14 protein-coding genes are annotated in these 12,493 nt (G+C 63.7%); 6 read left to right on the forward strand and 8 right to left on the reverse strand.

Going from position 1 to position 12,493, the window contains the following annotated elements:
* Nucleotides 1-7: 7 nt before the first annotated feature.
* The 6 genes from leuA to BLW48_RS08725 form a co-directional block, all read right to left on the reverse strand.
* On the reverse strand, nt 8-1,711 hold the full coding sequence (gene leuA, locus BLW48_RS08700; protein ID WP_093054924.1) for a 2-isopropylmalate synthase: 1,704 nt from the start codon (nt 1,709-1,711) through the stop codon (nt 8-10).
* Nucleotides 1,712-1,898: 187 nt separating this feature from the next.
* Nucleotides 1,899-2,723 carry a CDP-diacylglycerol--serine O-phosphatidyltransferase gene (gene pssA, locus BLW48_RS08705; protein ID WP_093054430.1) on the reverse strand — a complete coding sequence of 275 codons (825 nt, stop codon included), beginning with the start codon at nt 2,721-2,723 and terminating at the stop codon, nt 1,899-1,901.
* 183 nt (nt 2,724-2,906) lie between these two features.
* Nucleotides 2,907-3,923: a ketol-acid reductoisomerase gene (ilvC, locus tag BLW48_RS08710; protein WP_093054428.1), complete on the reverse strand. Its 1,017-nt coding sequence runs from the start codon at nt 3,921-3,923 to the stop codon at nt 2,907-2,909.
* A 50-nt stretch (nt 3,924-3,973) separates the two neighbouring features.
* A complete protein-coding gene (locus BLW48_RS08715) occupies nt 3,974-4,234 on the reverse strand; it encodes a DUF4282 domain-containing protein (protein ID WP_093054426.1) in 261 nt (86 codons plus the stop codon).
* A gap of 53 nt (nt 4,235-4,287) precedes the next feature.
* Nucleotides 4,288-4,779, reverse strand: a complete 492-nt coding sequence (gene ilvN, locus BLW48_RS08720) for an acetolactate synthase small subunit (protein ID WP_007834236.1) — start codon at nt 4,777-4,779, stop codon at nt 4,288-4,290.
* Between the two features lie 104 nt (nt 4,780-4,883).
* A complete protein-coding gene (locus BLW48_RS08725) occupies nt 4,884-6,668 on the reverse strand; it encodes an acetolactate synthase 3 catalytic subunit (RefSeq protein ID WP_093174060.1) in 1,785 nt (594 codons plus the stop codon).
* 282 nt (nt 6,669-6,950) lie between these two features.
* On the opposite strand from BLW48_RS08725, the gene BLW48_RS08730 reads away from it, so the two are divergent.
* From BLW48_RS08730 to BLW48_RS08755, 6 genes are read left to right on the forward strand one after another with little or no spacing between them, the layout of a single operon-like run.
* Entirely contained in the window at nt 6,951-7,517 is a 567-nt protein-coding gene (locus BLW48_RS08730; RefSeq protein ID WP_093054421.1) for an RNA polymerase sigma factor, read from the forward strand.
* Nucleotides 7,514-7,939, forward strand: coding sequence for a DUF3619 family protein (locus tag BLW48_RS08735; RefSeq protein WP_093054419.1), 426 nt, complete (start codon nt 7,514-7,516; stop codon nt 7,937-7,939). Before BLW48_RS08730 ends, BLW48_RS08735 begins: the two co-directional genes overlap by 4 nt.
* A gap of 15 nt (nt 7,940-7,954) precedes the next feature.
* Nucleotides 7,955-8,803, forward strand: coding sequence for a DUF3106 domain-containing protein (locus BLW48_RS08740; RefSeq protein WP_093174062.1), 849 nt, complete (start codon nt 7,955-7,957; stop codon nt 8,801-8,803).
* Between the two features lie 13 nt (nt 8,804-8,816).
* Nucleotides 8,817-9,383, forward strand: a complete 567-nt coding sequence (locus BLW48_RS08745) for an RDD family protein (protein WP_093054415.1) — start codon at nt 8,817-8,819, stop codon at nt 9,381-9,383.
* Nucleotides 9,380-9,787 (forward strand): diacylglycerol kinase, encoded by a 408-nt coding sequence (locus BLW48_RS08750; protein ID WP_093054413.1) that lies wholly within the window; start codon nt 9,380-9,382, stop codon nt 9,785-9,787. The genes BLW48_RS08745 and BLW48_RS08750 overlap by 4 nt, the downstream gene beginning before the upstream one ends.
* Before the next feature lie 31 nt (nt 9,788-9,818).
* Nucleotides 9,819-10,409 carry an LOG family protein gene (locus BLW48_RS08755; RefSeq protein WP_093054411.1) on the forward strand — a complete coding sequence of 197 codons (591 nt, stop codon included), beginning with the start codon at nt 9,819-9,821 and terminating at the stop codon, nt 10,407-10,409.
* A gap of 39 nt (nt 10,410-10,448) precedes the next feature.
* Here BLW48_RS08755 and BLW48_RS08760 read toward each other — a convergent pair whose 3' ends face one another.
* Nucleotides 10,449-10,787: a P-II family nitrogen regulator gene (locus BLW48_RS08760; RefSeq protein WP_093054409.1), complete on the reverse strand. Its 339-nt coding sequence runs from the start codon at nt 10,785-10,787 to the stop codon at nt 10,449-10,451.
* Entirely contained in the window at nt 10,784-12,481 is a 1,698-nt protein-coding gene (locus BLW48_RS08765) for an NAD+ synthase (protein WP_093174064.1), read from the reverse strand. Before BLW48_RS08765 ends, BLW48_RS08760 begins: the two co-directional genes overlap by 4 nt.
* Nucleotides 12,482-12,493: the final 12 nt, after the last annotated feature.

Raw genomic sequence — 12,493 nt, forward strand, 5'->3', positions numbered from 1 at the left:
GGCAGCGTCAGGCGACTTCAACCGCTGATTGTGCTCCGTGCGCGCCCCGGGTCCGTGCACGCTGCACGCCCGAAACAATCGCTTTCAGCGACGCCGTGATCACGTTCGCATCGATGCCCACGCCGAACAGCGTCTGGCTTTCATCGACGCGCAGTTCCAGATAGGCCACCGCCTTGGCGTCGGCACCTGCGCCGATGGCGTGCTGGTGGTAGTCCATCACGCGCACCGTGTGGCCGGTGGCCTTGCTCAGGGCCTGCGTGAAGGCGTCGATGGGGCCATTGCCGCGGCCTTCGATGGCGTGGACTTCAGCATCCCACGGCAGATCGCCGCGCAGAACCACGGAAGCGTTGGCGCCCTCGCCTTCTTCCTCGATCACGCGATTCTGCAAAGACTGCGCGGTTTCGATGCCGTACTCGCGCACGAACAGCTGCCAGAGGTCAGCGGCCGTAAGCTCCTTGCCGGCGACGTCCATCACGCGTTGCACGGTCTGCATGAACTCCATCTGCAGGCGGCGCGGCATCTCGATGCCGTATTCGCTCTCGAGCAGATAAGCCATGCCGCCCTTGCCGGACTGGCTGTTCACGCGGATCACGGCTTCATAGCTGCGGCCCACGTCCTTCGGGTCGATGGGGAGGTAGGGCATGTCCCAGATGTCGCCTTCCTTGCGCGCGGCGAAGGCCTTCTTGATCGCGTCCTGGTGTGAGCCCGAGAACGAGGTGTAGACGAGGTCACCTACATACGGATGGCGCGGATGTACCGGGATCTGGTTGCAATGCTCGACCGTGGCGCGGATCTCGTCGATGTTCGAAAAATCGAGCTCGGGCGAAACGCCCTGCGTGTAGAGGTTGAGCGCAACATTCACGAGATCGAGGTTGCCGGTGCGCTCGCCATTGCCGAACAGGCAGCCTTCGATGCGCTCGGCGCCGGCCATCAAGGCCAGTTCACCGGCGGCGGTGCCGGTGCCGCGGTCGTTGTGCGGATGCACGCAAAGCACGATGGAGTCGCGGCGCGCGAGGTTACGGTGCATCCACTCGATCATGTCCGCGAAGATGTTCGGCGTGGAATGCTCGACCGTGGTTGGCAGGTTGACGATGCACTTGCGCTGCGGCGTAGGCGCCCAGACTTCTGTCACCGCATCGACCACGCGCTTCGAGAACACGACGTCGGTGCCCGAGAACATTTCGGGCGAGTACTGGAAGGTCCACTGCGTGTTCGGCTGCTTGGCGGCGAACTCATTGAACATGCGCGCGTGGCTGCTCGCGAGTTCGACGATCTGGTCTTCGTCCATGTTGAGCACCACGCGGCGCATCACGGGCGCGACGGCGTTGTAGAGGTGCACGATGGCGCGCGGGGCACCCTGCAGCGATTCGAAGGTGCGGGCGATGAGGTGGTCGCGCGCCTGCGTCAGCACCTGGATCGTCACGTCGTCGGGAATGCGGTCTTCCTCGATGAGCTTGCGCACGAAGTCGAATTCGACCTGCGAAGCCGAGGGAAAGCCGACTTCGATTTCCTTGAAGCCGATGGCCACGAGGGTCTCGAACATGCGCATCTTGCGAGCGATGTCCATGGGCTCGACCAACGCCTGGTTGCCATCGCGCAGGTCGGTCGACAGCCAGATCGGCGCCTTGGTCAGCACGGCATCGGGCCAGGTGCGGTCCTTGAGGCCGATCGGGGCGAATGCGCGGTATTTGCTTTGAGGTTGCTTGAGCATGTCGATTTCTCTGAGATGGTTGGTGATCAACCAGCAACCCCAAAAACAAACGGCCCGTTGCTGGTGCGAACGGGCCGTGGTGAGGGATTTGCGCGTGCGCTACCGTCTCCGCCCGTGAGGGAGGGCTAGTAGGGCCAGCAGCGAAATCTTGGTCATGAGGGTTGCGAATGTAGCACAAGCCACCGGGTCAGTTGTGCAGACCCCGTTCGTCGGGCTCTTCCGTCGAGGTGCTGATCACACTGACCGGCTGACCCTTGGCCTTGCGCCACGCATAGACCACGTAGCCGCTCAGGCCGTAGATGACGAACAGGCTGAACAGCACAGTCGGCGGATGGATGTTGATGACGGCAATGCCCAGCGCGATCAGCACGATCACCGCGAAAGGCACGCTCTTCTTCATCTGGATATCCTTGAAGCTGTAGAACGGCGCGTTGGTGACCATCGTGAGGCCCGCGTACAGCGTGAACCCGAAAGTCACCCAGGTGATCTGCGTCCACGAGAGATACAGCACCTCGCCGCCGCGCTTGCCCCATTCGTTCACGAGCCAGATGAAGCCAGCCACGAGCGCAGCGGCCGCGGGCGACGGCAGGCCCTGGAACCAGCGCTTGTCGACCACGCCGGTGTTGACGTTGAAGCGCGCGAGCCGCAGCGCCGCGCAGGCGCAGTACACGAAGGCCGCAATCCAGCCCCAACGGCCCAGGCCCTTGAGCGACCATTCGTAGGCGATGAGCGCGGGCGCCGCACCGAACGACACCATGTCGGACAGCGAATCCATCTGCTCGCCGAACGCGCTCTGTGTATTCGTCATGCGGGCCACGCGCCCATCCAGGCTGTCGAGCACCATCGCGGCGAACACACCGAGCGCCGCGAGGTCGAAGCGCGCATTCATGGCCATCACAACCGAATAGAAGCCGCCGAACAACGCCGCCAGCGTGAACAGGTTCGGCAGGATGTAGATGCCTTTGCGGCGTTTGCGCGGCTGCACATCGTCGGGGAGCGTGTCGTCATGCATTGAATTTGCCTCCGTCCCTCATGGGCACTGCGCGAGCAGCTATCCATTCGATAGCATCTTGATCTTTGAATCGCATGGCTCGCAGTGTAGTTCAGGGGCTGCGTCGCCCCCGTCAAACAAAAGGGCCACCGCAACGGGTGGCCCTTGGGAAACGGGTGCCGAAGCACCCTCGTGGTCCGCAGATCAGTTGCGGGTCTGGTCGACCAGCTTGTTCTTCTTGATCCAGGGCATCATCGCGCGCAGCTTTTCGCCGACGACTTCGATCTGGTGCTCGGAGTTCAGGCGGCGGCGGCTGATCAGCGTCGGAGCGCCGGCAGCGTTTTCCAGCACGAAGCTCTTGGCGTATTCGCCGGTCTGGATGTCCTTCAGCACTTGCTTCATGACCTTCTTGGTCTCTTCGGTCACGACGCGCGGGCCGGTGACGTACTCGCCGTATTCGGCGTTGTTCGAGATCGAGTAGTTCATGTTGGCGATGCCACCTTCATAGATCAGGTCGACGATCAGCTTCAGTTCGTGCAGGCATTCGAAGTACGCCATTTCGGGCGCGTAGCCGGCTTCCACCAGCGTTTCGAAACCAGCCTTGATCAGCTCGACCGTGCCGCCGCACAGAACCGCTTGTTCGCCGAACAGGTCGGTCTCGGTTTCTTCGCGGAAGTTGGTCTCGATGATGCCGGCCTTGCCGCCGCCGTTGGCGGTGGCGTAGCTCAGCGCGAGGTCACGCGCCTTGCCGGTCTTGTCCTGGTGCACGGCCACGAGGTGGGGCACGCCGCCGCCTTGGGTGTACGTGCTGCGCACGGTGTGGCCAGGGGCCTTGGGAGCAACCATCCACACGTCGAGGTCGGCGCGGGGCTGGACGAAGCCGTAGTGCACGTTGAAGCCGTGTGCGAAGACCAGCGAAGCGCCTTCCTTGATGTTCGGTGCGACGTCGTTCTTGTAGACGTTGGCGATCTGCTCGTCGGGCAGCAGGATCATCACGACGTCGGCGGCCTTCACGGCGTCGGCGACTTCAGCAACCTTCAGGCCGGCCTTCTCGACCTTGGGCCACGAAGCACCACCCTTGCGCAAGCCGACCACGACCTTGACGCCGCTGTCGTTCAGGTTCTGCGCGTGCGCATGGCCTTGCGAGCCATAACCGATGATTGCCACCGTCTTGCCCTTGATGAGGCTCAGGTCCGCGTCTTTGTCGTAGTAAACCTTCATGTGTATCTCTCCTAAAAAATCTCGAGCATCCGTAGCGGGATGCATTTCACTCAGAGGCCGGAGGAATTCCGGTCCTTCATTTGCTGGTTGATGGACACGAGGCTGTCGTGGATGCGGAACAGCACGATGAGCAATTCACTGTAGATGCGAACGCCGATGGTGCCGAAGATCAGGACCGTGAAAGCCGGCAGGTACTGGCGCTGGTACAGCGCTGCCACCGCCAGGACGATCACACCCAGCAGGCCGAGAAAGTAGAGCCCCCGGACGATCGCCGGGGTCACCATCTTGTCGAAACCGAGCAGACCTCGCATCACTCTTGCCTCATGTGTGGATGAACGTATGAACTGAGGGCGCTTTCACCCTCCTACACGCGCAGGATGCGCTCGCCGCGCCCGATGCCGCTGGCACCGGTACGGACTGTCTCGAGGATAGCGCTACGTTCGATCGCTTCAAGAAAAGCGTCGTTCTTGCCGTGGTCGCCGGTGAGTTCGATGGTGTAGCTCTTGTCGGTCACGTCGATGATGCGGCCGCGGAAGATTTCCGCCATGCGCATCATTTCCTCGCGCTCCTTGCCGACCGCGCGCACCTTCACCATCATGAGTTCGCGTTCGGTGTAGGCGCCTTCGGTCAGGTCGACGACCTTCACCACTTCGATCAAGCGGTTCAGGTGCTTGGTGATCTGCTCGATCACGTCGTCGGAACCGGTGGTGACGATGGTCATGCGCGAGAGGCTTGCGTCCTCCGTGGGCGCCACCGTGAGCGATTCGATGTTGTAGCCACGGGCCGAGAAAAGGCCCACCACGCGGGAAAGAGCACCCGGCTCGTTTTCCAGCAGCACTGCAATGATGTGTTTCATGTTTGCGTGACTCCTCTTTTCGCCGCCCTCCCCCGCGCACGGTAATGCGCGGGCTCGGCGAGCAATAGATTCGTCAGTAAAGAGTTGAGCGAATGTTCCGCGGATCAGAGATCTTCGGAACCCAACAGCATTTCGGTGATGCCCATGCCGGCCTTCACCATCGGGAACACGTTTTCGGTGGGGTCGGTGCGGAAGTCCATGAACACCGTGCGGTCCTTGAGCTTGCGTGCTTCGCGCAGCGCGGGCTCCACGTCTTGTGGACGCTCGATCAGCATGCCGACGTGGCCATAGGCCTCGGCGAGCTTCACGAAGTTGGGCAGTGCATCCATGTAGCTGTGGCTGTAGCGGCCGGAGTATTCGATCTCCTGCCACTGGCGCACCATGCCCAGGTAGCGGTTGTTGAGCGAGCAGATCTTGATCGGCGTGTTGTATTGCAGGCAGGTGGAGAGTTCCTGGATGCACATCTGCACCGAGCCTTCGCCGGTGATGGTGAACACTTCCGAATCGGGCTTCGCGAGCTTGATGCCCATGGCGTAGGGAATGCCCACGCCCATGGTGCCCAGGCCGCCCGAATTGATCCAGCGGCGTGGCTCGTCGAAGCGGTAGTACTGGGCAGCCCACATCTGGTGCTGACCCACGTCCGACGTGATGTATGCGTCGGCGTCCTTGGTCATGTTCCAGAGGGTCTCGACCACGTACTGCGGCTTGATCACGTCCTTGTTGCCGCGGTCGTACTTCAGGCAGTCGCGCGAGCGCCAGGCCTCGATGGTCTTCCACCAGTCGGACAGGGCGCCGGCATCGGGCTTGGTGGGGCTCTCGCGGATCATCGAGATCAGCTCGGTGAGCACGTCCTTCACGTCGCCGACGATCGGGATGTCGACTTTCACGCGCTTGGAGATGCTCGACGGGTCGATGTCGATGTGGATGATCTTGCGTTCGTTCTGCGCGAAGTGCTTGGGATTGCCGATCACGCGGTCGTCGAAGCGCGCCCCCACGGCCAGCAGCACGTCGCAGTTCTGCATCGCATTGTTGGCTTCGATGGTGCCGTGCATGCCAAGCATGCCCAGGAACTTGCGGTCGCTCGCCGGATAGGCGCCCAGGCCCATCAGCGTGTTGGTGACCGGGTAACCGAGCATGTCGACCAGCGTGCGCAGTTCGTTGCAGGCGTTGCCCAGCAACACGCCGCCGCCGGTGTAGATGTAGGGGCGCTTGGCCGCCAGCAGCAGTTGCAGCGCCTTGCGGATCTGGCCGCCGTGGCCCTTGCGCACCGGGTTGTACGAGCGCATCTCGACCTTGTCGGGATAGCCCGTGTAAGGGACTTTCTTGAACGAAACGTCCTTGGGCACGTCCACCACCACGGGGCCCGGACGGCCGCTGCGTGCGATGTGGAAGGCCTTCTTCATCGTCATGGCCAGATCCTTCGGATCCTTGACGAGGAAGTTGTGCTTGACGATGGGGCGGGTGATGCCGACCGTGTCGCATTCCTGGAAGGCGTCAAGGCCGATGGCAGCCGTTGGCACCTGGCCCGAGATGATCACCATCGGGATGGAGTCCATGTACGCCGTCGCGATGCCGGTGACCGCATTGGTCAGGCCGGGACCGGAAGTGACCAGTGCCACGCCGACTTCGCCGGTGGCGCGTGCATAGCCGTCGGCCGCGTGAACGGCGGCCTGCTCGTGGCGCACCAGCACGTGCTGGATGGTGTCCTGCTTGTAGAACGCGTCGTAGATGTAGAGAACCGCGCCGCCGGGGTAGCCCCAGACGTACTGGACGCCTTCGGCCTGCAGTGCCTTGACCAGCACTTCAGCGCCCATGAGTTCTTGCGTCGGGTTGCCGGCGCCTGAGGACGCGGCTGCTGCGGAAACGATTTCCGCCTTGGAGATTTCCATGATCAACCTTTGTTTATTTCGGGAACGAAATACCTTGGGTGCCCCTTGCCAACCCTTGTGAGGTCGCGCCAGGACTTGAGGCCAAAGCCATGAGCGGACTGATGTTCCGCCGGACCGTGACCCGTTTGCCTTTTGACTTGCAAAGGGGATTATGACATTTCCGGGCGTTCAGATTCGCTTCAGCTGCCTTGTAAAGCTACAAAGGCATAATCCGCGGCGGTAAACATACGCGATCGCTAGACCCTCTTCCCCACGCGGCGCGCCCTGCGCGCCCCCTCTCGCTTGGCCACTGAACAAGAACTCTCCGACTTCCTGAAAAGCGTTGAACGACGCGCTTTCAAGCGCTCGGTCTACCACGTGCGGGATGAAGAAGCGGCCCTCGATATCGTGCAGGACAGCATGATGAAGCTGGCGCAGCACTATGGCGACAAGCCCGCGGCCGAACTGCCGATGCTGTTCCAGCGCATCCTGTCGAACTGCACGCTCGACTGGTTCCGCCGCCAGAAAACCCGGCGCGCCCTTTTCTCCAACCTCAGCGATTTCGACTCGGTCGACGACGACGGAGATTTCGACCTGCTGGAGAACTTCGTCTCACCGACCGACTCTAGGGAATCGGAGAGCGCCGAAGACACGACCCGCCGCGCCCAGGTCTTCCACGAGATCGAGGAACAGATCGCAGCACTGCCGGGCCGTCAACGCGAGGCTTTCCTGATGCGTTACTGGGAGGAAATGGACGTCGCAGAGACGGCCGCTGCGATGGGCTGCTCCGAGGGCAGCGTCAAAACCCATTGCTCGCGAGCCGTTCACGCTCTGAGCAAGGCGCTCAAGGCCAAGGGAATATCGCTATGAACACTAAGGTTCCAACCTCAACATCCACCACCGCCGAAGACCAGTTCGGCCAGCGTCTGGTTGCCCGCCTTTCGGCCGGCAATCGAGAGCTGCCGCACGACATCGGCGAGCGGTTGCGCGTGGCGCGAGCGCAGGCCGTTTCCGCGCGCAAGCAGCCTCCGCAGTTGCGGACTGCGCCTGTGGTGGTGCAGTCGGGCCACACGCTCACACTGGGTGGAAGCTGGTGGACCCGCATCGGCTCCGTGGTGCCGTTGATTGCGCTCGTGGCCGGCCTGATCACCATCAGCGTGATGCAGGACGACGACCGCGCCAGCGAGCTGGCCGAAGTGGATTCCGCGCTGCTGACGGGCGACCTGCCGCCCGCCGCCTACACCGACCCCGGCTTTGCCCAATTCCTGAAGGCCGACAGCGCCTCCGACTGATTTTTCATCGACCGAATGCGACGCCGCTCCACCCCCAGCGCAAACACCCCCCGCCCGTTGCGCCCGCTCCCGGCGGGCGCAGTCGTTTGGGCAGGTGCGCTTGCAGTCGCAGCCTTCAGCCTGACGCTCGCCTGCGCCCAGCCGCCCTCCGAAGCAGCCGCCAAGGCTGCAGCGGGCCCGGCTTCGGCGAGCTCCGCGTCAGCCACCAGCCCCAAGGCCATCTCAACAACCAAGCCGCTCTGGAGCGAACTCACGGCCGAGCAGCAGCAAGCCCTGAAGCCGCTGAACGCTCACTGGAACACGCTGAACGTCGGGCAAAAGAAAAAGTGGCTGGCGCTGTCGCGCAACTTCGCGAGCATGTCGGCGGACGAACAGGCCACCCTTCACAGCCGCATGATCGAATGGACCGCCCTGAGCAATCAGCAGCGCGCCCAGGCCCGCCTGAACTTCGCCGAGGTCAAGCGCATTCCGCCTGACGAGCGCAAGGTCAAATGGGAGCAGTACCAGGCCTTGAGCGAGGAAGAAAAACGCAAGCTCGCGGAACGCGCCCCACCCAAGCCACGCGGTGCCGCCATTCCCGTGCGGCCGGTCTCGTCCCAGAAGCTCGTGCCGGTGCCGGCCGTCACCCCCGGCGTACAGCACACGCCCAGGATTTTGCTGGCCCCGCCGCCCGCCCCCGCTGCCACGCCGGCCACGATCATGGTGGCATCGCCGCCGGAGCGCGTGCCCGCAGCGACGACGCCGGCGGTTTCCATCCTCCCCGCCGCGCCAGCCCCGTCCAGCATCGCTTCTCCACCGGTTCCGGCCGAAGCCCAGGTGCCCGCGCCGTCGTCGGCAGCCGAGCCATCCTCCCCCGCCCCCTGATCCCAAGGCTTCGATGGTTTCCAGCTCTCCCGAGGCTTCGGGCTCCGATCAGCCCGCCTCGCCGATCTCTCCTGCAGCCAGCGCTCCTGTTTCGATAGTGCCCGGCCTCTGGCGCCGCATGGCCTGCTGGCTCTACGAGGGCATGCTGCTGTTTGCGGTGGTGTTCGTTTCGGGCTGGCTCTTCAGCACGTTGGGCCAGATGCGCGACGCCATGGATTCGCGCCGCCATCTATTTCAGGCTTTTCTTTTCGTGGTGTTCGGCGTGTACTTCGTCTGGTTCTGGACCAAAGGCCAGACCCTCGCCATGAAAACCTGGAACATCCGCATCGTCGACGTGCACGGCCAGCCCATCAGCCAACGCCGCGCGCTGGCGCGCTACCTGCTGAGCTGGGTCTGGTTCCTGCCGCCGCTGGCCGCCATCGCGCCCTTCAAGCTGTCGGGCGGCGAATCGACCGTCCTGATCTTCGGCTGGGTCGCTGTCTGGGCCCTGCTGGCGCGTTTTCACCCCGAGCGCCAGTTCTGGCACGACGCCTGGGCCGGTACACGGCTCATCACCTCCAAACCGATGAGTCGCCAATGAGTGCCTTGCCCAAGCTTCCCGATCCCGCCGTCAATCCGCAAAAAGCCCGCAAGGGCTTCGAACGCGTCTGGCACGCCACGCTGATCTCGCTACACGGCCTGCACGCCGGCTGGAGCGAGCCCGCCTTCCGCCAGGAAGCCATCATGTCGATCGTGATGATTCCGGCCTCCTTCTGGCTCGGGCGCAGCTGGGTCGAGGTGGCGCTGCTCGCGGGCAGCGCCATCCTGGTGATGATCGTCGAGCTGCTCAACACCGCGGTGGAAGCCGCCATCGACCGCATCGGCCCTGAGTGGCACGACCTCTCCAAGCGCGCCAAGGACATGGGTAGCGCCGCCGTGCTGCTGTCACTCACGCTGTGCGGCGGCATCTGGGCGGCAGCGTTGTGGCAACGCTTCGTGTCATGAGAAGGCCCACGGGCTGCGGCATGATGGCAGGATGAATCCTGAATTTTCGATCTGTGTGTATTGCGGCTCGCGCCCCGGCGAGCGCCCCGAGTTTTCCCAGGCCGCGCAAGCCGTCGGCCAATGGATCGGCCAGCACGGCGGCCAGCTTGTCTACGGCGGAGGTCGCACCGGCCTGATGGGCACGGTGGCCGAGGCCACCCGCCTTGCCGGCGGCCGAGTGGTCGGCATCATCCCCAAGGCATTGGTCGACAAGGAACTGGCCAACCCGCTGTGCGACGAACTGCACGTGGTCGACACCATGCACGAACGCAAGGCCATGATGGGTGAGCGCGCCGATGCCTTCGTCGCCCTGGCGGGCGGCATCGGCACCTTCGAGGAACTGTTCGAGATCTGGACCTGGCGCCAACTCGGCTACCACGACAAGCCCACCGGCATCCTCAACACCGCCGGCTACTACGACGGCCTGCTTGGCTTCCTGGCGCACAGCGTGCGCGAGGGCTTCATGGGCGAATGGCAGATGAGCCTGATCCGCACCGGCACCGATGTGCCCGAGTTGCTCACGGCATTGCGCGCCGAAGTGCCGCTCCATCCACGCGAAGACAGGCTGTCGGAAAACCTCTGACGACCATGTCGAAAGCCCCGTCGCCGGGGCTTTCTTGCTTCAAACAGCGTTTTCGTTTTCCTCACCCGTACGGATACGCACGATGCGCTCCACGCCGGTGACAAAAATCTTCCCGTCGCCGATCTTCCCGGTGCGCGCGGAACTGACGATGGCTTCGATGCAGCGCTCCACATCGGCCTCGTTGACGACCACTTCGACCTTCATCTTGGGCAGGAAGTCGACCACGTATTCGGCGCCGCGGTAGAGCTCTGTGTGCCCCTTCTGGCGGCCGAAGCCCTTGACTTCGGTGACGGTCAGGCCGGTGACGCCCACTTCGGCCAAGGCCTCGCGCACGTCCTCGAGCTTGAAGGGTTTGACGATGGCGGTGATCTGCTTCATGGTTTTCGTGCTCCGGCGGTTTCGTTGAATTTGCTGGTGATAGGGTAACGCCAATCCTTGCCGAAGCTTCGATGGGTGACCCGGATGCCTACCGGCGCCTGGCGCCGCTTGTATTCGTTGATCCTGATGAGCCGCGCAACCCGCTCGACCACCGCACGGTCGTAACCCGCGGCAATGATCTCGTCGATGCCCTCGTCGTCCTGCATGTAGCGTGCCAGGATTCCGTCGAGGATGTCGTAGGGCGGGAGGCTGTCTTGATCGGTCTGATCGGGCCGAAGTTCGGCGCTGGGAGGCCGCGTGATGATCCGCTCGGGAATCGGCTCGGTGCCCGTGCCGTACGGATCATGGGCATTTCGCCAGCGCGCCAGCGCGAACACGGTTGTCTTGAGCAGGTCCTTGATGACCGCGAAGCCGCCCGCCATGTCGCCGTACAGCGTGCAGTAGCCGGTGGCCATTTCGCTCTTGTTGCCCGTGGTGAGCACGATGGCGCCGAACTTGTTCGAAAGCCCCATCAGCAGCGTGCCGCGAATGCGGGCCTGGATGTTTTCCTCGGCCGTGTCCTCGGGCCGGCCCTTGAATTCCTCGGCCAGAGCGCCCTTGAAGGACTCGAAGGTGTGCTTGATGGAAATCTCGTCATAGCGCACGCCCAGGCGGGCGGCCATGTCGCGCGCATCGATCCAGCTGATGTCGGCGGTGTAAGGCGAAGGCATCATCACCGCACGGACTTTGTCCTTGCCCAGTGCATCGACCGCGATGGCGAGCACCAATGCGGAGTCGATACCGCCCGAAAGCCCCAGGATGGCGCCCGGAAAACCGTTCTTGCCGACGTAGTCGCGCACGCCGAGCACCAGGGCGTCCCAGAGTTGGGCTTCAGCGTCGCGTGGCGGTGCGATGGCCGCCGGCTCGGCTACGAAGCCAACGCCGCCTTGAGGCGTGCGCTCCAACTGCGCGAAGACCAGTTTTTCCCGGAAGCTCTCGGCCTGCATGGCCGCAGCGCCATCGGCCTGCAACGCGAACGAAGCGCCGTCAAACACCACCTCGTCCTGCCCGCCGACCAGGTGCGCGTACACCAGCGGCAGGCCGACCGCGCGCGCCCGGTCGGCCATGCGCGCGACGCGCTCGCCTTCCTTGCCCACGTGGTACGGCGACGCATTGATCACCGCCAGCACCTCAGCACCGCCTTCGCGTGCCAGTTCGGCCGGCTGGTCGAACCAGGCGTCCTCGCAGATCAGCAGGCCGACCGAGACACCGCCCGCCTCGAACACGCAGGTGCCCTGCCCCGGCGTGAAGTAGCGGCGCTCGTCGAACACCTGGTAGTTGGGCAGTTCGCGCTTGGCATACGTTTCGAGGATGCGGCCTTCCTTGATGACGCTTGCCGCGTTGTGGCGCATCTGTACGGCCACCGAGCGGCTGCGCAGGCTGCCGCCGGTCGGATGCCCCACCACCACCACCATGTCTTTGAGATCGGCCAGAGCAGCGGCAATGCCTTTCACGGCATCATCACAGGCTTCGGTGAAGGCGGGACGGAGGAACAGGTCCTCCGCCGCATAGCCGGCAATCGAGAGTTCGGGCGTCAACAAGAGGCGCGCGCCCTGCGCATGGGCATCGCGCGCGGCGTCGACGATCTTTTTCGCGTTGCCGGCGAGGTCGCCCACCACAAAATTGAGTTGCGCGATGGCGAGCTTGAGCGTCATACAGAAGGAAGA

The organism is Variovorax sp. YR266 (assembly GCF_900107295.1).
In the GTDB taxonomy this organism is placed as follows: domain Bacteria; phylum Pseudomonadota; class Gammaproteobacteria; order Burkholderiales; family Burkholderiaceae_C; genus Variovorax.